Below are 19,767 nucleotides of genomic sequence, written 5' to 3'. Positions count from 1 at the left end.
ACAATCTATGCATTTAACTAAATTTACGCATAGATTGAATTTAAAGAATTATTATAGGAGCCCCAAATGGCACATTATCTTTTTACTTCTGAATCTGTTTCTAAAGGTCACCCGGACAAGGTCGCCGACCAGATTTCCGACTCCATCCTCGACGCCTGCCTCGCCCAAGACCCGAAGAGCCGCGTCGCTTGCGAAACCCTCGTGAACACCGGTCTCGTCGTTATCTCTGGTGAAATTACTACCAAGGCTGTTGTTGATTTCCAGGAAGTTGCACGCAACACCATCAAGAACATTGGCTACGTGAACCCGGACCTCCAGTTCGACTATAAGGGCTGCGCCGTGCTCGTCGCTATGGACAAGCAGTCTCCGGATATCGCCCAGGGCGTTGATGCCAAGGCAGCCGAAGGCAAGGAAGACGACAAGCAGGGTGCTGGCGACCAGGGTATGATGTTCGGTTACGCCGTGAAGGAAACCAAGGAACTCATGCCGCTTCCGATCAGCCTCGCTCACAAGCTCATGGAAGAAATCCAGAACCTCCGCGAAAAGGGCAAGATCAAGTGGCTCCGTCCGGACGCCAAGTCCCAGGTCACCGTCGAATACGACGAAAATGACAAGCCGGTCCGCGTTGACACCGTCGTTATCTCCACTCAGCACGACGAAAAGGTGAACGGCAAGGAACTCAAGCATTCCGTGATTGAAAAGGAAATCATCGAAAAGCTTATCAAGAAGGTCATCCCGGCCAAGCTCTTGGACAAGAAGACCCGTTACCTCGTGAACCCGACCGGCAAGTTCGTTGTCGGTGGCCCGCACGGCGACTGCGGTCTCACAGGCCGTAAGATCATCGTCGATACCTATGGTGGCATGGGCCGTCATGGTGGTGGCGCATTCAGCGGCAAGGACCCATCCAAGGTCGACCGCAGTGCAGCATACGCAGCACGCTACGTTGCAAAGAACATTGTTGCAGCAGGCCTCGCCTACCGTTGCGAAGTCCAGCTTGCTTACGCTATCGGTTACTCCAAGCCGGTTTCTGTGCTCGTGAACACGTTTGGCACAGGCAAGATCGACGACCGCAAGATCGAAGAAATTGTCGCTAAGAACTTCGACCTCTCTCCGGCCGGCATCGAAAAGATGCTCGACCTCCGCAAGCCGGGTTACGTGCAGACCGCAGCCCTCGGCCACTTTGGCCGCACGGGTGCTCGCTTCACGTGGGAAAAGACAGACAAGGCCGAAGCATTGAAGAAGGATGCTGAAGCGGTTTAATAAAAATCGCGAACAAACTTTACAAAGCAGACCGCACTTTAGCGGTCTGTTTTTGTATTTTATTCGAGGAGGAAATATGATACAAAGAATATTTGCACTTTTGCTTATCGCGGCTGTATTATGCTCAGCCCACGCAAATCCGTCTAGCGATTTACGCCCTCCCTATTTTGCAAAAGATTCCGTTCAAGCCGAGCAACATGCAACGCTCACGCAAGTCGATTTTGACGGATACTACGAGAACTTGATCCAAGCCGAAAAAGATGCAGTCCGCAACGCCACAACCATAGGCATCGCAAGCGGAGTCGTTACCGGATTTGGGGTATTTGCGACAGTCATCGCATTTAGAGACAAGGACCAGACTAAAGAAAATTCATACGCCGAGACTCACAGGCAATTACTTCAAGTCGGAGGCATCGCCTTCACCGCCATCGGAACAATCGGACTCATCCGCAGCATTTATACAATTGTCACTAGTACAGGCGAAAACAGCAAACGCGCCTCGTACGAACATGCCTACGAGATTTACAAACGCAGACGTTCCGAACTCAAGGACGGAACAGATGGTGCAAAAGTCATCTTGACGCCAACCGTAGACCTTCTCGGAGCCACCGCCGGGTTGAATTTGAACATCCTTTTTTGATTAAATCAGATTATTTTTACCTTTAGGTAGGATTTATTCCCTAAAGGAGTGTGTTAGGTGAAAGAGATTTTTTTCAAAGGCGCTGTAATCGCAGCACTCACGACAGGTTTGTGCGCAACAAGTTCTTTGGCGGCAGCGCGTTCCGTCGCGCTAAACAAAAGCATTGAAACACTTGAACCGATGAAAGGCATTGTATTTTGGCCCGATCAAGCCAAAAGCCAGAAAGACTTGCAAAAATCCATCTCGTTAGAATTTTCATATTGCCTCCCCTGTGCTGTTGTCACTGGGGAATACGGCGGTAAAATTAGCTACGACTGGAGCAGTTTCGAAAAGTTACTTGAAGATATCAAGAGTCGTGGGCACCAAGCCATCGTGCGGTTCCGCATCGAGTACCCGAATGAAACCATCAAGAACGCCCCGAACTGCACCGAAAACGTGAAAGGCGCAACCGCTGTTCCCAATTACTTCGTTACCAACAGCAATTATTTGGAGACGTTCTCTGAAAATCCGGGCGGTGACGGCCCCACATTCTATGCCGACTGGAGCAGCACAGCATTACAGTGGTTCTACAAACAATTCTACGCCGACTTCGCCGCCAAATACGATAAAGACCCGCGCATCGCATTTGTACAAGCGGGTTTCGGCCACTGGGCAGAATACCACATCTACGGCACCAAACTCAAGCTCGGCTCGAACTTCCCATCCAAGGACTATCAAAGAGATTTTCTGACACATCTTGATACTTTATTCAAAGAAACACCTTGGAGCATTTCTATTGACGCCGCAGACGATGAATACACACCTATCGCCAGGAACAAGACTCTGCTTGCACTTAATTTCGGACTTTTTGACGATTCATTTATGCACGAAAAGCACGATATTTCACAAGGCGAAGGCGACAACGAAAAGAACTGGCAAACAATGGGCAAAGACCGCTGGAAAACATCACCCGCCGGCGGCGAAATCAGCTACTACGAAGACAAGGACCAAAAAGAATTTCTGAACCCCGCCGGACTTTACGGAGTAACCTGGGAAGATGCCGCAGCCAAGTACCACATGACATACGTCATCGGCAACGACGCGCCTGAAGGCAAGTACGCCACCAGGAGCCGCGTCTATGAGGCAAGTTCCAATGCTGGCTACAAATTCGAAGTCACAGGATTTGCGGTCAACAAAGTTTCAGCCGCAATCCGCGTGAAAAACGTGGGTATAGCCCCGCTCTACCACAACGCCTATGTGACCATTAAAGGCATTCGCAGCGAAAAATCGCTCAAAGGTCTTTTGCCCGGTGAAGAAGCCACCTATACCATTTCAGGAATTTCTATCGCCGACAGCGAAACGCCCGAACTCACCATCACCAGCAATAAGCTTTTGCAAAATGCGACAATCCCCTATAACGCAAGCCTCAACGGAAGCGCAGCTGTCATCGAAGGACTCGTCGACGAAAACGGAACCACATCAATCGCAGGCGCACGTTGGAATAAAGGTGCCGCGAGCAAAGTTCACGAAAACCGCGCCAAGAACTCACAAATCGTAGATCTCAAAGGCCGTACCATAAACAACGCCGAAGCACAAAACTTCACAGGAACTGTGCGCAAAGCGTACTATAAAGTGAATGGAAAATAACATTTTTCGCAAAATGCGTTACGCAAAATGCGAAACTTTATACAATTCTCGCCCATTTAAGGTTTGGAAGCGTTTTATTCTCTATACCAGCATTTAGGAAATCCACTACAGCCCCAGAATTGATTACCTGCATTTTCACCTTTTTTAGCGGTTCGCAGAACTAAAGGTTTTCCGCACTTGGGGCAAATTTTTTCAGTTGATGGATTTTTAGCAGGTTCGACAGGTGTTTGATCACCACGTTCTTCCTTAATTTTACCGATAACGGACATCAAATAAATGTCCTCGTATTTTCTTGCATAGTCCGATTTATTTGGTCGATTGCAATTCAAGAAATACTGCATTGTTTCCAACATGGAAGAATCAGACCAATCAGCATTCCTTGAATTATCCATATTTTTTATAAAAGCAACCAATTGGTCTGCACGAATAACATGTTCTCTAATATTTTTAGGGGCTTTTTTATCGTTCAAAACTGTTTTTGGATTTGCAAGAACAACAATAGACTTGTAATTACTTGAAAAATTTTCATCAAAAACTTTTTCTGCGAGTCCAAGAAAACTACCTGTTTTGGCATCACGACGAACTTCTCTAAGGACATTCAAATGTCTTTCATTTTGTGTAACAGGAGAATACAAACCTTCTCGCTTATAAAATTTTCCAAAATTAAAGCGTCTAATAAAATTTCCTTTATCGTCTATTTCGATATCACCAAACAAGTTCTTACACTCAATTGCATAAATATGTTGGCGTGTACAAATCAAAAAAATCAATCTGTGCAGACAAATCACCTTTTTCAAGATAAATATCATGCAATATATACATATCTAAGCCGCTATTTTTTAGTTCATAAATTATCTGTTTTTCACCAAGTAATCCAATTTCAGCAAGCTTAATCTGTTCTTCAATTTCACTTTTTAAACTTCCAGAAGCTCTTTCTGAAAGAGTCTTCATTTTTGCAATAAAGTTTTCAGCATCACTGTTTTCCTTTAAAAATACAGGACCTAGGCGTTTGTTGAAAAAAGCATCAATAATAGACATATCAAACTCCTTGCATAATAATTCAATTCCAAATATATACTGTATTTAAAGAAATATTAAAAAAAGGCACATTCCAACTTAGCATATTAGTTCCATTTTTCACCATAAAAAGGGAAGTCCCCCGCATCAGCGAAGGACTTCTTGTGTTTCAAATTTCTGTTATACTTTGTCTTGTCTCGGACAACTCTTGTCCGTAACGTGGCTCCGTTTTGGGAGCCGTCTATGCGTCGCATGCGCATCATATCGCTTTCTTTGGCTGTTTCAGCAACCTTGCTGAACGTTTTGTCTTTATTTTTAGCCATGACAGCCTCCTTATCGATCAAATTTAATATATTCGATTTGAATAGAAAAGGTATTTAATATGAAAAAAGCTTACACGTTCTTATTTGGCATGTTCATGTTCGTCGCTTGCAGCGATGACAATCCGACATCGGGTCTCGACAACACACAAAACAAAAATCCATCCGTTCAGTCAAATGTTGATTTCGGTGAAGGTTACACATATGCCATCCCAATTAAATACGACGAAGCAACGGGACGTGTTTATCAAGGAACGTACGCTTGCAATTACCACCCCGACACAAAGACTTTTGCTTGGGAAGAATATCCAGAATCATTGGATCCAGGCACTTACAAGGTTGTTGGCGACTCGCTTTGGATGGGACCAACCGAAAAGCAAGTTTCTGAAGATTCCGATGAACAACAATTTCTTGACACATACTACAACTATGAAACTTTGTCATTGAGCAATGACCACAATGATATTTATGGAACGTGGAAAGTCACCGGTTGCAGAAGAAACCTTGGAGATACAGAAATCAAGTGTTCAAAATACATCGGTGGCATAAGTGGAATTGCAAGAACAATGCAAATTACAAAAGACTCCATTTATATTACCACAACTGTTGAAACAGACAACTTAGAGCCAAACGACGTTAACATCGAAAAAATTATAAATCGTAGTTTTGGTTTTGATATCGGCGACGCCATCATCAAACAGCTGATGATTGAAAATACGATAAAGAAGGAATCCAAAGACTTTTTAAAGCAATCCTTCTCTATCGGTAACCAGCTCTTTGAAGTTACTTCGACTCCTAAATTCGACGCCACAGGGATGAACTACATTTCAACGATATCCAGCAATGGAAAGACTTGCACAAACACACAAAGATTGGGATTCATCAACGAGAAATTGTGCAAAGAAGAAACCGCAGAATTTTTATTGAGCGCACGTGATAAAAGCGATGATCAATCTTACTATAAAGAAGGACCTGTAGAAGGATTCAGCATAGGCAACGATGATGAATTCAACAAATGCGCCAAAGAACTCCCGACAGAAGAAACGAAGCAATTGTTGAGACAGTACTCACGAGAATAGAACACAATTCTGTTTAGTGCATAGATAGAACAGCATATTTAGCCGCAAAGGCATCCTTAAACTCAAATTTATTTTTTAGATTTGAAATGGAAAGGAGTAAAATATGCTTGAAATTTTTAAAATCGTTTTAGAAGACGTAGCGAATTATGGGCTGAATATTTTTGCCCCATGTGTTCTAGCCTTAATTCTTACCCTGCTATATAAAAAGAACAAGCACAAAAAAATTTGCAAAATATTATTGTGGGTAATCCCCTTAATCATCATTTGCAAGTTGCGATTTCTTTCCTCTTATACATACGCATACACGATTGCGATTTTCCTTATTTTCGCGATTCTGTATGCGGCAACGATTGCAATTGGGAAACGTTTTGCAGAAAATAAAATCGTTCTTTGCTTATCGGTCCCCTTTATTTTAGCTTGTTCCTATCTGTTCCTTGCAGCTTTTGAATACATTGATTCGAGGGAAACATTCGGAAGCGTTGAAGATCGCCCCTTACCAGACCATGCAAAAAGTAATCACGACTACACAATCAGAATCAATTACGCAGATGCTTGGGGTAACAACAATTACACTATGACCATACGTGGAAAAAATGCTACAGACGTCCAAGCTGATTCCATTATCTTTTGCAAGCAGGTTAAGCTCTGTGCCGGTGCAAAATTTACTACAAAGGATTCCGCAAGCCGTGATACACAAAAGGTCTTACCGACTGAAAGAATTCGTTGCCAGTGGGAATTGTTCCCTAACGACAAAAAAGCAAATCTTTTTAAATTCAAAGAACTTGCTGAAAATTATACAAAAGAATACAAAATTGGCTTTGTCTTGGATGGCTATACATTTAGCGTAGACATGATTGACTACAACAAAAAAACAGTTCGTAATTTGAGCCTCGATAACGCAACAAATTACGAAGACCAAGTTCCTAAAGCCAAGGAAATTGTCAATCTCGGTTTGAATTTGATTGATTTCAATGATTCTATAAAAGTAGATAAGAAATGTAATGAACATCTACCACAAATGTCTACATCATTTGGTGTGGATTCAACATCATTAAACACAAATGATACAGGAACGGCGTTGATAAAACTAGACGAAATAAAGAAGCCCAAACGTCGTAAGCCTACTAAAAAATGACTTTAATTTGTCGTCATAGTTTTAAACGTCTGTTGCTTGCTGTTTCGGGCGGCCTTGATTCTATTTGCTTAGCGCATTATTTTATCAAGAATCGCGAGACTCTCGGAATCGAATGGCTTGGGATTGCGCATGTGCATCACGGGTTACGCGAAGGGACCGCAGACAGGGACGCAAAATTTGTGGAAGAGTTTGCGAAATCGTACGACATTCCGTTTTTCTTGAGACGTTTGGATGGCAAAGCACTGAAAAGCGCCGATGGATCGCTCGAAGAAAATGCACGAGATGCAAGATATAAAGCGCTATTCGAAATTGCTCTAGATCCTTCGACTTCGTTACACTCCGCTCAGGATGACAAAAGGGAGATGCCCGATCAAGTCGGGCATGACAGTCTCCATAGCTCATACCCCAAAGCAGCCGAAGGCTGCGGCCCCATATCCCATAGCTCTATTGCCATCGTGACGGCGCATCATGCAGGGGATCAGGCGGAAACCATGTTCATGCGACTCAAGCGCGGAACAACTCTCGCAGGGCTCCGCGGGATTCAAGAAGTCCGCATTCTAGACGAAGCCTCCCCCACCCAAGAAGACAAGAGTGAAAAAGGGAGATTCCCGCTCGGAGGCGGGAATGACAACGGAAAAGAAGGTTGCAACCTCATACCCCATACCCCATATCTCTACCGTCCATTCTTAAATGTCACACGAAGCGAATTACTCGCCTACGCTCGTGAGCACGATCTCGATTGGTGCGAAGACGAAAGCAATACCGACGTGAAGTTCGCTCGTAACAAGATTAGGCACGAGTTTTTGCCGAATTTGGAAAGCGAATGTCCGGGGGCAATAAAACAGCTTTGCAGAATTGCCGGGATTGCAGACAGGGCGTATGCGAAAGTGATAGGGAAATGCGACGAGGCGTTTGCACCATGTTTATTAGACGAGAAGAAGATGCCCGGTCAAGCCGGGCATGACACGTGGCGATCCCGGAACAGAGTCCGGGATGACAATGCAATACGTACGATTGCGCTGGACAAGAAAAAGCTCAACAAGGTTCTGCGTGCACATGCCGATGCAGACCTTTCCGAATTATTCCGATTGTGGCTCTCAGAGAAGGGTTTCCGCTTCCCAACAGGCTTTTTCTACGGCCCCAAGGAACCCGCCCATGTAAAAATTCCTATTCGTACCGTATATCGCAAGCGATCTATCGTCAAAATACGCAATACTGTCTGGATTTGCGAGTTCAAAGACGCGCTATCCGCTGCAAAATTTGTATCTTGCGAGATGAAAGAAAAGGATTATAATGAACCAACCTAAGAAGCCTACATCCCCGTTTAAGAACAAAAATTTCATTATTGTTCTCGTCATGCTCCTCATGCTTTTTGTCTTGTTCCCCAAGACCGGGAACGACTACAACAAGGAAATTACCCGTACGGATTTTTTGGCATTGATGGGAGATTCCACCAAGGTCATTACGGAACTTTCGCTCCAGAAGACTCCTGATGGCGTAATTATCGAAGGCGCTTACGAGATGACTCCGGAAGAAATTGCCGAAGCGAAAAAGAACCAGAGCGCCATTGCAAGGTTCACTCGCGCCAGTAGCGATACGAAGCACAAGCATTTCAAGAGCCACATGCTCGAGGTCTCGAACGAACAGATTTCGACATGGGAAACGTTCAAAGGCGTAAAAGTCAAGGTCATTCATGAATCAACTACCTGGATAGAGACGCTCATCGGATTTTTGCCGGCCATTTTGCTCATCGCATTCTTCTATATCATGATGAGCCGTCAGATGGGCGGTGGCGGAAAGAGCCCGTTCTCGTTTGGCAAGAGTCAGGTTCGCCAGCTGACTTCGCAAAAGAAGACAACATTCAACGATGTAGCCGGCTGCGATGAAGCCAAGCAGGACTTGCAGGAACTTGTCGAATTTTTGAAAGACCCCAAGAAGTACGACAAACTCGGCGGACGCATTCCGAAGGGTGCTTTGCTCGTTGGCCCTCCGGGCACGGGTAAGACGCTCCTCGCCCGCGCTGTTGCTGGCGAAGCTGGCGTGCCGTTCTTTAGCATGTCGGGTTCTGACTTTGTGGAAATGTTCGTTGGCGTGGGTGCATCCCGCGTGCGTGACTTGTTTGAAACAGGCAAGAAGAACGCTCCGTGCATTTTGTTCATCGACGAAATCGATGCCGTAGGTCGCCAGCGTGGTGCTGGTCTCGGTGGCGGTCACGACGAACGCGAACAGACATTGAACCAATTGCTCGTGGAAATGGACGGCTTTACCGCTAACGAAGGCGTGATTTTGATAGCCGCCACGAACCGTCCTGACGTGCTCGACAAGGCGCTTTTGCGTCCGGGCCGCTTTGACCGCCAGATTGTGGTGGGACTCCCCGACCTCAAGGGCCGTGAAGAAATTTTGAAAGTTCACTTAAAGAAACGCAAGGTACCTCTCGGCGACGATGTGGATGTGAAGGCTGTTGCTAAGGGCACGCCTGGACTTGCCGGTGCAGACCTCGAAAACTTGGTGAACGAAGCTGCGCTCCTTGCCGCAAGGTTCAACAACAAGAAAGTGACGATGCTCGATTTTGAAGAAGCCCGCGACAAGCTCAGCATGGGTGCTGAACGCCGCACGCTCCTCATGACCGACGAAGAAAAGCGCCACACCGCATACCACGAAGCGGGCCATGCCCTCATGACCTTGCTCTGCAAGCACTCGGACCCACTCCACAAGATTACGATTATCCCGCGCGGACGCGCTCTCGGCGTGACCATGAGTTTGCCGGAACGCGACCAGGTAAGCTACAGCCGCGAATACGCCGAAGAACGCATCATGATTATGATGTCTGGCCGCCTTGCCGAGCTCATCTTCTTCAACCACCAGAGCACCGGTGCTTCGAACGATATCCAGCGCGCCACAGAACTTGCCCGCAAGATGGTCACGGAATGGGGATTCGACGAAGAAATCGGACCTGTCTGCTACAGTCGCGCCGATGGCGAAGTATTCCTCGGTCGTGAGATTTCGAAGCCGAAGGAAATGTCCGAAATGATGGCCGAAAAAATTGACAATGCCATCAACGGCCTAATCAAGCGCATGGATGCAGCGGCCCGCAAGCTCCTTGAAGAAAACAAGGACAAGCTAATCGACCTCGCCGAAGCACTCTTTGAATTTGAAGTCCTCGACCGCGAAGAAATCGACAAGGTCATGGCGGGCGAAAAGCTCACCGGCACAAAGAAGAGCCGCCAGTACAAGGCCATGGAAGAACTCGCAAAGAAGCGCGAAGAAGAAAATACTCCACCTCCTGATCCGGGTGACCAACCTCCGGTAGCCCCGATTACCGACGTGCAGCCCGCTCCCGCTACAGGTAACGAAACAGCCACTAACTCCGTTAAAGAAACCGAACAACAGTAACCGCGATTATGCTCCACTCTATTCTTGAATCCACTCGTGCAATCTCCTGGAAAATCGGAAACGACATCATTCCAGCTTCGAGGATGCCGCTTGTCATGGGTATCGTAAACGTTACCCCCGACAGTTTTTTTGATGGAGGCAAGCATAATACCCCCGAAGCGGCTTACGAACACGCAATTTCTCTTGTTGAACAAGGTGCCGTGATTCTCGATATCGGTGGCGAAAGCAGCCGTCCGGGAAGCGAGCATGTAAGCGAGCAAGAAGAAATCGACCGCGTTTGCCCTGTTGTCGAAGCGCTCGCACAGACCGCAACTATTTCGGAAGACCTCGACAATCCGGGATACCGCAAATTCTACATCTCGGTCGATACGGTCAAGGCTAAAGTCGCCGAAGAATGCATGAAGCTCGGTGCGCACATCATCAACGACATCAGCGCCTGCATGATGGACCCGAACATGATCGACACGGTAGCCCGCACCAAGGCTAGCGTCGTGCTGAACCACATGCGCGGAAACTTCGGAACAATGCAACAAGACTTCAAGCCATACACAAACGTGGTGCAGGAAGTTCAGGAAGAACTATTGGCTCAGGTGAAGAAGCTCCTTGAAGCAGGTGTAGAAAAAGAACGCATTTGCATTGACCCGGGTATCGGTTTTGGGAAGACGGTTCAAGACAACATAGACTTGATGAAATCCGTCGAGGTTATGCTCAAGGACGGTTACCCCGTCTTGATAGGCACTTCGAGAAAGTCCTACATCGGAAAAATGCCGGGTCTCGAATCCAGCGACAGATTGATTCCGACGGTAACCGCAGGCATTGTGGCAGCCCTCGGCGGTGCAAGCGTTATCCGCGTTCACGACGTGCGCGAAGCAAAAGAATCACTTTTATATTTGGAGGCATTGAAGTCCCATGACTCTGTTTAAGTTATTCGGCATCATCGATGTTCGTATGGCTGACATTCTGGACGTTCTCCTCATATCAGTCATTCTGTACTATATCTTTTTGCTGTTCCGCGGAACGCGTGCAGCACAGATGATTTTCGGCGGCTTTTTGCTTATTCTCGCATGGCTCATCGCACAATGGTGGGAACTCCACACACTCGTTTGGATGCTCAGTAACCTCGCCACGCTCGGAATTATCGCCATCGTGATTTTGTTCCAGCCCGAAATTCGAAGCGCTCTTACACGTATCGGCCAGAGCGTAAGCAAGGTGGATTTGCGCAATATTCTCTTCCACGCAAGTGGTCTCGACGATATTTCCCAAAAAATTTGCAGTGCTGTCCAAGACCTCGCCAAGACAAAGACCGGTGCTCTTATCGTGCTTGAAAAACGCGTTGGCCTCAAGAACTACGCCGACACAGGTGAGCTTTTGAATGCACGCATCAGCTCCAGACTTTTACGCGCACTCTTTTTCCCGAACTCAGCTTTGCATGACGGTGCCGTAATCCTGAACTGCAAAGAAATTGTTGCAGCTGGATGTATTTTGCCGATGCCGACAGGTAATGCCGAAGGTGATGCAGGCTATGGCATGCGCCACCGCGCAGCAAAGGCTCTCGCAGCCGAAAGTGACGCCCTGATTATCATCGTCTCCGAAGAAACGGGTAAAATTTCGACCGCATACAGAAACAACCTGAGACGCGGTCTCACTCCAAAGGAACTCAAGGCAGAAATTTTCCGCCACTGGCACGACCTCTTCAACGAAGTGATTGATGAAGAACCAACAGAAGGCGAAAACGAAGCTGTTGAAAATTAAGATGCAGGAAAGTTATGGCAAAAAACACCAATACACCCAAAAACGCTCCAAATAAACAAAACAAGAAAAACGGGAAACGCAATCTCGTCATCTTGATTTTAATGTTCCTTTTACTTGTATGCTTGTTCGTTGTACAATGCCAGCTCAACAAGGTAAAGCAACAGGCTCTTGAAGAACAAAAGCTTGCAGAACTCGCTTTGCGCCAAAAAGAAATTCTCGACAGCCTCCGTGCTGAACAAGCTAAGGCCGACAGCCTGAAGGCCATCGAAGACGCACGAATCACAGACAGCTTGCGCCGTGCCGATAGCCTCCGCACAGCAGATTCGCTCGCCAATTTGCCGAAGGTCAACAAGGATAGCCTCAAGCATGCGCGCGACAGCATCCGTGCCGAAAGAAAGGCTCGCAGGGATAGCCTAGACGCCCTTGCAAAAAACGAAAAAGCTAAGCAGGATTCCTTGGACAAATTACGCGAAGCCGAAAATCTCCGCAACTCGGACAAGGTCCCGCCTACCGCAGAAATCACACCCCCAGCAGGTCGCTATTACTCCCCCATCAAACTTAAAGTCAAGTGCGATGAAATCAAGTGCAAGACATTTGTTTCCATTGGTGATACGCTGAATCCGCAGGATGCAAGCAAACCCATTGACTACAACAAGACCGGTTCCGTATTCTTCCTTGCTGAAGATTCCGTCGGCAACCGCACCGCTTGGGAAGAAGCAAAATACGACATGGCAAGCGACAATATTTGTGGCAAGAACGCCTACCCCGTCCCTGTCGGCGGAAAAACGGTTTGCGTTGACGCATACGAATACCCGAACCAGCCGGATGCAACGCCCAAGGACATGGTAAGCCAGGAAGAAGCCGCCCGCATTTGCAAGAACGAAGGCAAGCACCTCTGCTCTATCGAAGAATGGCAAGCCGCCTGCCGTGGCAAGGACGGATTCAAATATTCTTACGGCAATAGCTATAAGCAAAGCAAGTGCAACACCAATACAAAATCGGCCAAGAGAAGTGGCCGCAAAACTCAGTGCCGCAGTTGGTGGGGCATGAACGACATGAACGGAAACCTTTGGGAATGGACGAGTTCCACAAGCAAGCAACACCCCGACAAATACCTGGTCGCAGGTGGCGCATGGAATACCAATAACGAAAGCAGCTGTTCCGAGAGCAAATTCAGTTTCTACCCGCAAAACCAGTACCCGAGCGTTGGTTTCAGGTGCTGCAAATAGAATTTGTTAAAACATCGTTACACACTTTCACTAGCTCACCCCCGCAAAAAAATCTAATTTAAAACCATGAAAACAAAACTTATTCTCTCCGCACTTGTTCTTTCGACTTTTGCATTCTTCGGATGCAGCGACGACCAACCCGTATACACCGGTTATTGGAAAGGCGAAGCCGATATGATTTTTGAAGTTTTCACTGAAAACAATATCGACTTCACCATCAGAAACGTGAATGGCGATCTTACCGCCAAATACGAAGACAACGCTCTCCGTGGCAAGAATTCCCTCAACATGGACATCTTGATGCGCGTCAAGGGCGACTCCGCTTACTATGAATTCGGCGAAGACGAATCTGGCAAGATTGTCACGGGTTACATGAGAATCACTAAGGACGAATACGACAAGATTTTCAAGGCCCAAACGGACGCAAGAAATAGCTATAACTAAGCGCTGAAACGTCGGCAAAATGCCGCGCAAAGCGCAACCGCAAAAAAGCTAAAATTTAAAGCAAGAAGCCCCGGTTTAAAAGCCGGGGTTTCTCGTTTTTTAAAGGAGGTCCCCGCTCAGAGGCGGGGATAACAACTTAATGCGGGAGTGCCGCGGCACTACGTTATTTCTTGAGTGCCGAAAGGAATTCCTTGAGGCGGGCGTCTTTCGGATTGTCGAAGATTTCTTCGGGCGTTCCATCTTCCTTGACGTAACCGTCGGCAAAGAAGAGCACGCGGTTCGCCACTTCGCGTGCAAAGCTCATTTCGTGTGTCACAACAATCATCGTCATGCCAGACTTTGCAAGATCCTTCATGATCTTGAGCACTTCGCCCACCATTTCGGGGTCCAGAGCGCTCGTCGGTTCGTCAAAAAGAATCGCTTCGGGCTGCATCGCCATCGCACGAGCAATTGCAATACGCTGTTGCTGACCGCCAGAAAGCTGTGCCGGATAATGGTCGGCACGTTCCAAAAGTCCCACGCGCTTCAAGAGGTCTTTCGCGCGAGCTTCGGCATCGGCTTTAGAAAGGCGTCCGAGCTTTACCGGAGCAAACATGATGTTCTTGAGAGCAGTCATGTTCTTGAACAGGTTGAACTGCTGGAATACCATACCAACGCGTTCGCGAATTTCAGGCTTCGAAACATTCTTGGCCAAAATGCTCTTGCCATCCAAAAGAATGTCGCCACTCGTTGGCTGCTCAAGCAAATTCAGCTGGCGCAAGAACGTCGACTTGCCGCACCCCGAAGGTCCGATAATGGCAACAACGTCTCCACGATGGATATCAAGAGAAATGCCCTTGAGGATTTGCTTGTCACCGTAAGATTTGCAAAGGTCCTTGACCTGGATTAAAGTTTCAGCATTAGCGTTCATTTTTCTTCAACCTCTTTTCAAGTTTTGCAACACAAGCCGAGAGCCCGGCGACAAGAATAAAGTAAATTGCAGCCACAGCAAGGAGCGGGAGCATGGCTTCGTAAGTCATACTGCGGATGATGTCACCGCCACGCGTCAAATCGGTAAGGCCGATGTAACCGCAAATGGAAGTTTCCTTGATGAGCGATATAAATTCGTTCGTGAGCGCAGGGAGAGAATTCTTGAAGGCCTGCGGATAGACAATGTGATAAAGCACCGTACGGAAACGGAGGCCGAGACTGCGGCCCGCTTCAATCTGGCCCGGATCCACGCCCTTGATACCGCTACGGATAATTTCAGAAACATAAGCACCGGAGTTCACACCGAATGCGACAATCGCCACAAGAATCTTATTCACGTTCACTGACGAGAAAACGATGTAGTAAATGATGAGCAACTGGATCATCATCGGCGTTCCGCGAATCACGGCGAGGTAAGCTTTTGCAAACCAGTTCAGGACCTTCCAGCGACCGTTAAATTCATTGTTCGTGCGGATTTGCGCAATCACAAAGCCTATTAAAATACCAAGAAGAGCAGCAAAGAACGAAATCACAAGCGTGTTGCGAAGACCTTCGAGAATAAACTTCCAGCGAGACTCCTTCACAAAGTTCTTGTAGAAATGATCCCCAAAGCTTTCGTCATTTTCAATAGCCTTGTCGCCACGGACAATCACGACAACTTTAGAAAGCGTGTAAGGGGTCGTAAAGTTGATGGACTTTTTGCGTTCTTCAGTAACCGTGAAGCCCGCGAAACCGACATCAGCCTTGCCCGATGCGACCGCATTGATAATCGCATCGAATTCTATATCCTGAATTTCGACAGTTCGATGCAAATAATCGGCAATGTAATTGACGATTTCGATATCAAGACCGACAATCTTATTGTCCTTGTAGAATTCGTACGGAGGGAACTGAGCATTGGTCGAAACGATAAGTTTCGGACCTTCAGTCACTTTCTTCTGGTAATGATAATCGCTAGTGTGATTGATGTAATTATTGAAAATTGAATCGTAGACGCCGTCGAACTTCATTTGCGCAATCGCCTGATTCACAGAATCAAGCAGCGATTCGTTGCCCTTTGCGACAACGCCCGCATACATCTCTTCGACGAAGACTTCTTCGAGAATGCGAAGTGACGGATTTTGGCGCACGAAAGCCTTGGCCGGTTGGTCATCGCTCATGACCGCATCAATCTTCCCCTGCATCAAGGCCTGCACGGCATCGGCAAGTTTCGTGTAGCGTTCGACATCGATTTTCGCCGTATCGCCACCATATTCGGAAGCATAGATATCGGCGGTGTTGCCAATCTGCACGCCCACTTTTTTGTGGCCGAGATCGCTAATGGAATGAACCTTATTGGGGATGACCGCCTGCTTGTTATCGCAAGAGGTCAAGGCCAGCGAATAAAACGCAATGAGAACTGGGAGTAGTAACTTTCGTATCATTTTTTAACCTTAATTTTAAAGTTAGTTAAAAGCCGAAAGTTTGGGAACCCTTGTGAGTTTTATTTAATAAATCAACCTCATTTCGTCAACGATAAGGGTCGCGCCCTTTGTTCCCTCATAGTGGTTTCCATTAGCGCTTGAGGCAAAGACCACGCGGATATGCGTTACCGGCTCCTCACCCGAGCCCTGCTCTAAGCCATTGTTAACAGCAGACTTGTTCGAGGATTCAAGTTCGGTATTGAATGTCGAAGAGTTCTCAATTGGAGAACCCGCCAGCGGTTCTCCATACTTGAGTTTGAGAAGAAGCGTGCGCATTCCATTTTCGTCCGGTTCCGAAACGCTCACGACATCCGGATTTTCGCGGCCAGAATTGTCAGCCTTTGTAGAGCGGAACCAAGCCGAAGCCACCAGCTTGTTCACGTCACCGGCCTTGCGGTTTATATTCATATCGCCCGTACGGTTTTCGAGCAGAATATAAATGTCGCAGCTATCGCCCTTGCCTTCGTAACTGAACTTGACTTCCATAAATTCGGGACGTGCCGCAAACGGTTTGCCGAAATCTAGGAGTTCATTGCCATCAGGCCATGTCGATGCATTTGCCATCGAGAGCGTACCGACGCCCTTGGGGTTGAAATCTGCCGTGTAAAGGCTACCGCTTGCGACTTTTCCGAGCACGGAACTGGTCTGAATTTGCGCACCAATCAAGGAACCCGAAGTAATTTTTTTCGTCGTCGTCAAAATCGTGTTGGCATTACCCCAAATAGAATCCGGGGTCACGTCATCACCTTTCCAAGAATTAAAATTGGAGCCCGGCAATTGATAGCCCGCCTTGACGGAGTACGTTTCGCTTTCGTCTTTTTCATTCGTGACGGTCACTTGAACGCCTGCGCCAAAATCGTAAGACTCGCCCACTTTAACATTTGCAGTAGCGCCCTCCGAAAGTTCCAAATCCGAAAGTTCAAGCGATGTCAAATCAGTGCGGAACTCGAGATCGTCAACATGAATAGACTTGCTTTCTTCATCGACTACTGCCGCCTGGCCGGCAATAGAAAGCGCAAGGATTTTCGGGGGTTGAGAAGACTTTGCCGCTGAAGAGCTTGACGCAACAGATGCCGCAGAACTGGACGTAGAAGGAGTCGTCGACTTTACCGAACTGCTAGACTCGACCGAGCTACTGGACTTGACTGAACTACTAGACTGAACTGAACTGCTTGATTTTGCCGAGCTACTTGACTTAACCGAATTGCTTGAAGAAGATTTCGGTTTCACATTCGGGATGTCAAAAGTCAACTGCCAAATAGCCTTCTTGCCGCTTTCTGAAACAATTACAACGTAAATAACATGGCTAGAAGGAATTGCAATTTTCTCGCCCATCTTAATGGATTCATCGGATACAGAAAGCTTTTGCGCTAAAGAATCGAGCGCAACCGAATCCGTCGGAAATTCTTCAACTTTACCTTTAACCAAATGGAGCGAAGCGAAATGACTCATGTCAATAGCATCAATCGTCACGGAATTCCATGTTTCAAGCGATTCCGGCGGAGCCACCAAATCAAATTCCATTCGATGATTATTCGAATAAACTGCAGGCGAAGATTCTTGTTCAGCAAATGTTATTTCGCTCAACACGCAATAATCCGATTTTCCAAAAGTATCGTAATCTGCAGAGCAACCATTCAACGAAATGAGCGTATAAACGGCACAAGAACACATCGCGATGATTTGCCAAAAAACTTTATTTTTAAACGACATAACAAGCTCCTAGAAGAAATAAACTAGCGAAAAATCAAGCGCTAGTAAGTTTATCTTAAAATTCACAATGTTATAAGAAACTTCACTACGACGTTCACCATTTTCTTCTACGACTATCCAAGACGAATTCAGGCCCAAAAGCCCAACAGATGTTTCAAACGCCAAGCGGTCAAGCACCATAATGCAAAGCCCGGGATTGATGCCGAATTTAAAAGTCCACCCGTGATTTCGAGTTTTTGCGACATCTTCGCCATCATCCGACTGCGAAATTCCATAAGAATATTCAACCGTAAGCGAAGTCTCGTTAAAAAAGTAAATCGTTCTGGAATCAAAAACTTTCAAATAATTTTTAAGAAACGGCTGGACAAAAAAGCCATTGCTCACATACTTGCGACGTTCCTTAACATCGGCCAAATCTTCGAGAATCGAATAATCGACATCGACATAAGTGCGACTATAACCAGCACGCATACCCACAGCCATTGCATCACGAACAAAATATCCGCCAAAGGCCTCCGCCGTAAATGTATAACCTTCAGCCTTGTAAATATCACCAAAGAGAATGTTCAATGCATCTTCATCAGAATTTCCCTGGAGCAAAAAAAGCGTTGCACCTGTAAGGATATTTCCGCGATGAATCGCCTCATCTTTTTCGACAGGGAAAAGGCTACCAAGAAGTCCACCTTTTTTCGCGGGCGATTTTGTAGAATCCGTAACAGAAACATCCGGCTGATGGGTTTCAAGATAAGCCGTTGTTTCCGGCATTTTCGCCAGAACATGCACAGCAATGAGCGAAATAACAAAAAAAATAGGCCTAATATTCATAGGCCCAAAGATAAAAAATTGATTTTAAAAACCAAATACTACAAAAAGCGTAATTTTTAGACAGTAAAAGACGATTACTACCTAAAGAAGTTTACGTTGAACCAGCCTTTTTTGCCATCTTCGCTGAGTGTAATGCCACAAGCGACAGTTTTATAGTTGCCTTTCATATTGAGGTAATGGCCAATGTAGGAGTAATCCTCGTCTTTATTCGGGTCACGTTCGCCGCTTGTCACAAGCGCCTTTTCGTCTTCCCACATCATCTTAAGATAAGCATCGGACACTTCAATAGCCGTTTTTCTCCAAGAGGTATTGAAATTCGGGCCGCTGTTCTGAGCACCTTCGCCGCAAGCGCCAAAGTGGCCGTGAGCTTTATTCGAGGCAAGGTCGTCACCCGCTTGCTTGTCAGTGCAGGTCTGCTTTTCTTCAGGAGCTAAGGTAAGCGGTTCCAAATTTTCTGTGGCACGGTATTCGTTGATTTTGTCGAGGCAAGTTTGACGCCAATTTTCGCTAAAGAACGATGTGCCCGCAGACGAAGACGATGCTGCAGATGATTTCGGTGTTTCAGAAGAAGAGCTTGCAGGTTTCTTTTCAGAAGATGAACTCAAAGCTTTTGCCGAGGAGGAGCTCGATGCTTTTGCCGAAGAAGACTGCGCAACAGACGAAGAACTTTCGGATTTCTTTGATGAAGAACTAGCCTTGCCCTTTGCGCTAGACGAGGAATTTATTACTTCGGAAGGAGAAGGCTGTTTTTCTACTTCATGGGATTCATACTTCACAACCGAAACATTATCGGAGCATGCCGTAAATGCAAAAGCAAGCGATGCACAGATTGCGAATCCGGCCGTTTTCATAAACAAATTAACTTTCATAATATGCCCTAATATTTTAGACCCTTCGACTAC

The 19,767-nt window shown here is 46.6% G+C and carries 19 protein-coding genes; 11 read left to right on the top strand and 8 right to left on the bottom strand.

The window, feature by feature from the left end; translation table 11 throughout:
• The first annotated feature begins 66 nt into the window (after positions 1-66).
• The 3 genes from metK (at position 67) to BUA34_RS08655 (ending at position 3,526) form a co-directional block, all read left to right on the top strand.
• Positions 67-1,260 (top strand): methionine adenosyltransferase, encoded by a 1,194-nt coding sequence (gene metK, locus BUA34_RS08665; protein WP_072828400.1) that lies wholly within the window; start codon positions 67-69, stop codon positions 1,258-1,260.
• 76 nt (positions 1,261-1,336) lie between these two features.
• On the top strand, positions 1,337-1,900 hold the full coding sequence (locus BUA34_RS08660; RefSeq protein WP_072829010.1) for a hypothetical protein: 564 nt from the start codon (positions 1,337-1,339) through the stop codon (positions 1,898-1,900).
• A 57-nt stretch (positions 1,901-1,957) separates the two neighbouring features.
• Positions 1,958-3,526 (top strand): DUF4832 domain-containing protein, encoded by a 1,569-nt coding sequence (locus BUA34_RS08655; protein ID WP_072828398.1) that lies wholly within the window; start codon positions 1,958-1,960, stop codon positions 3,524-3,526.
• A 74-nt stretch (positions 3,527-3,600) separates the two neighbouring features.
• Here the strand turns inward: BUA34_RS08655 and BUA34_RS08650 are convergent, their stop codons facing one another.
• From BUA34_RS08650 to BUA34_RS08645, 3 genes are all read right to left on the bottom strand, one after another.
• Positions 3,601-4,242, bottom strand: a complete 642-nt coding sequence (locus BUA34_RS08650) for a topoisomerase DNA-binding C4 zinc finger domain-containing protein (RefSeq protein ID WP_254794396.1) — start codon at positions 4,240-4,242, stop codon at positions 3,601-3,603.
• A gap of 10 nt (positions 4,243-4,252) precedes the next feature.
• On the bottom strand, positions 4,253-4,564 hold the full coding sequence (locus BUA34_RS15620) for a nuclease-related domain-containing protein (protein WP_083579759.1): 312 nt from the start codon (positions 4,562-4,564) through the stop codon (positions 4,253-4,255).
• Between the two features lie 86 nt (positions 4,565-4,650).
• Positions 4,651-4,866, bottom strand: a complete 216-nt coding sequence (locus tag BUA34_RS08645; RefSeq protein ID WP_072828396.1) for a hypothetical protein — start codon at positions 4,864-4,866, stop codon at positions 4,651-4,653.
• A gap of 59 nt (positions 4,867-4,925) precedes the next feature.
• On the opposite strand from BUA34_RS08645, the gene BUA34_RS08640 reads away from it, so the two are divergent.
• From BUA34_RS08640 to BUA34_RS08605, 8 genes are all read left to right on the top strand, one after another.
• Complete coding sequence (locus BUA34_RS08640; RefSeq protein ID WP_072828394.1) at positions 4,926-5,942, top strand: hypothetical protein; 1,017 nt, start codon at positions 4,926-4,928, stop codon at positions 5,940-5,942.
• Between the two features lie 103 nt (positions 5,943-6,045).
• Complete coding sequence (locus BUA34_RS08635; RefSeq protein WP_072828392.1) at positions 6,046-7,077, top strand: hypothetical protein; 1,032 nt, start codon at positions 6,046-6,048, stop codon at positions 7,075-7,077.
• Entirely contained in the window at positions 7,074-8,384 is a 1,311-nt protein-coding gene (locus BUA34_RS08630) for a tRNA lysidine(34) synthetase (RefSeq protein ID WP_072828390.1), read from the top strand. The genes BUA34_RS08635 and BUA34_RS08630 overlap by 4 nt, the downstream gene beginning before the upstream one ends.
• Positions 8,371-10,470 carry an ATP-dependent zinc metalloprotease FtsH gene (gene ftsH / locus BUA34_RS08625; RefSeq protein ID WP_254794395.1) on the top strand — a complete coding sequence of 700 codons (2,100 nt, stop codon included), beginning with the start codon at positions 8,371-8,373 and terminating at the stop codon, positions 10,468-10,470. Before BUA34_RS08630 ends, ftsH begins: the two co-directional genes overlap by 14 nt.
• Before the next feature lie 8 nt (positions 10,471-10,478).
• On the top strand, positions 10,479-11,393 hold the full coding sequence (gene folP, locus BUA34_RS08620; protein ID WP_072828388.1) for a dihydropteroate synthase: 915 nt from the start codon (positions 10,479-10,481) through the stop codon (positions 11,391-11,393).
• Entirely contained in the window at positions 11,380-12,222 is an 843-nt protein-coding gene (gene cdaA, locus BUA34_RS08615) for a diadenylate cyclase CdaA (RefSeq protein WP_072828386.1), read from the top strand. The genes folP and cdaA overlap by 14 nt, the downstream gene beginning before the upstream one ends.
• Positions 12,223-12,236: 14 nt before the next feature.
• On the top strand, positions 12,237-13,451 hold the full coding sequence (locus BUA34_RS08610; protein ID WP_072828384.1) for a formylglycine-generating enzyme family protein: 1,215 nt from the start codon (positions 12,237-12,239) through the stop codon (positions 13,449-13,451).
• A 66-nt stretch (positions 13,452-13,517) separates the two neighbouring features.
• Positions 13,518-13,895 carry a hypothetical protein gene (locus BUA34_RS08605; RefSeq protein WP_072828382.1) on the top strand — a complete coding sequence of 126 codons (378 nt, stop codon included), beginning with the start codon at positions 13,518-13,520 and terminating at the stop codon, positions 13,893-13,895.
• Between the two features lie 163 nt (positions 13,896-14,058).
• Here the strand turns inward: BUA34_RS08605 and BUA34_RS08600 are convergent, their stop codons facing one another.
• The 5 genes from BUA34_RS08600 to BUA34_RS08580 all read right to left on the bottom strand — a co-directional run bounded on the left by BUA34_RS08600 (position 14,059) and on the right by BUA34_RS08580 (position 19,734).
• Entirely contained in the window at positions 14,059-14,805 is a 747-nt protein-coding gene (locus BUA34_RS08600) for an amino acid ABC transporter ATP-binding protein (RefSeq protein WP_072828380.1), read from the bottom strand.
• Entirely contained in the window at positions 14,795-16,288 is a 1,494-nt protein-coding gene (locus tag BUA34_RS08595) for an ABC transporter permease subunit (protein WP_072828378.1), read from the bottom strand. Before BUA34_RS08595 ends, BUA34_RS08600 begins: the two co-directional genes overlap by 11 nt.
• 63 nt (positions 16,289-16,351) lie before the next feature.
• Positions 16,352-18,040 carry a PCMD domain-containing protein gene (locus BUA34_RS08590; RefSeq protein ID WP_072828375.1) on the bottom strand — a complete coding sequence of 563 codons (1,689 nt, stop codon included), beginning with the start codon at positions 18,038-18,040 and terminating at the stop codon, positions 16,352-16,354.
• Positions 18,041-18,049: 9 nt separating this feature from the next.
• Positions 18,050-18,865 carry a hypothetical protein gene (locus BUA34_RS08585; RefSeq protein ID WP_072828373.1) on the bottom strand — a complete coding sequence of 272 codons (816 nt, stop codon included), beginning with the start codon at positions 18,863-18,865 and terminating at the stop codon, positions 18,050-18,052.
• A gap of 77 nt (positions 18,866-18,942) precedes the next feature.
• Entirely contained in the window at positions 18,943-19,734 is a 792-nt protein-coding gene (locus BUA34_RS08580; RefSeq protein WP_072828371.1) for a CAP domain-containing protein, read from the bottom strand.
• Positions 19,735-19,767: the final 33 nt, after the last annotated feature.

Source organism: Fibrobacter sp. UWB12 (genome assembly GCF_900142485.1).
Lineage (GTDB): Bacteria > Fibrobacterota > Fibrobacteria > Fibrobacterales > Fibrobacteraceae > Fibrobacter.
The sequence above is the reverse complement of the archived record's forward strand: the minus strand, read 5'-3'. Positions and strand labels throughout refer to the sequence as shown.

Bases quoted from the DNA above. Each gene is read 5' to 3' on its own strand.
- metK (WP_072828400.1), top strand. From the start codon at position 67: ATGGCACATTATCTTTTTACTTCTGAATCTGTTTCTAAAGGTCACCCG.
- BUA34_RS08660 (WP_072829010.1), top strand. From the start codon at position 1,337: ATGATACAAAGAATATTTGCACTTTTGCTTATCGCGGCTGTATTATGC.
- BUA34_RS15620 (WP_083579759.1), bottom strand. From the start codon at position 4,564: ATGTCTATTATTGATGCTTTTTTCAACAAACGCCTAGGTCCTGTATTT.
- BUA34_RS08645 (WP_072828396.1), bottom strand. From the start codon at position 4,866: ATGGCTAAAAATAAAGACAAAACGTTCAGCAAGGTTGCTGAAACAGCC.
- BUA34_RS08640 (WP_072828394.1), top strand. From the start codon at position 4,926: ATGAAAAAAGCTTACACGTTCTTATTTGGCATGTTCATGTTCGTCGCT.
- BUA34_RS08635 (WP_072828392.1), top strand. From the start codon at position 6,046: ATGCTTGAAATTTTTAAAATCGTTTTAGAAGACGTAGCGAATTATGGG.
- BUA34_RS08630 (WP_072828390.1), top strand. From the start codon at position 7,074: ATGACTTTAATTTGTCGTCATAGTTTTAAACGTCTGTTGCTTGCTGTT.
- ftsH (WP_254794395.1), top strand. From the start codon at position 8,371: ATGAACCAACCTAAGAAGCCTACATCCCCGTTTAAGAACAAAAATTTC.
- folP (WP_072828388.1), top strand. From the start codon at position 10,479: ATGCTCCACTCTATTCTTGAATCCACTCGTGCAATCTCCTGGAAAATC.
- cdaA (WP_072828386.1), top strand. From the start codon at position 11,380: ATGACTCTGTTTAAGTTATTCGGCATCATCGATGTTCGTATGGCTGAC.
- BUA34_RS08610 (WP_072828384.1), top strand. From the start codon at position 12,237: ATGGCAAAAAACACCAATACACCCAAAAACGCTCCAAATAAACAAAAC.
- BUA34_RS08605 (WP_072828382.1), top strand. From the start codon at position 13,518: ATGAAAACAAAACTTATTCTCTCCGCACTTGTTCTTTCGACTTTTGCA.
- BUA34_RS08600 (WP_072828380.1), bottom strand. From the start codon at position 14,805: ATGAACGCTAATGCTGAAACTTTAATCCAGGTCAAGGACCTTTGCAAA.
- BUA34_RS08595 (WP_072828378.1), bottom strand. From the start codon at position 16,288: ATGATACGAAAGTTACTACTCCCAGTTCTCATTGCGTTTTATTCGCTG.
- BUA34_RS08590 (WP_072828375.1), bottom strand. From the start codon at position 18,040: ATGTCGTTTAAAAATAAAGTTTTTTGGCAAATCATCGCGATGTGTTCT.
- BUA34_RS08585 (WP_072828373.1), bottom strand. From the start codon at position 18,865: ATGAATATTAGGCCTATTTTTTTTGTTATTTCGCTCATTGCTGTGCAT.
- BUA34_RS08580 (WP_072828371.1), bottom strand. From the start codon at position 19,734: ATGAAAGTTAATTTGTTTATGAAAACGGCCGGATTCGCAATCTGTGCA.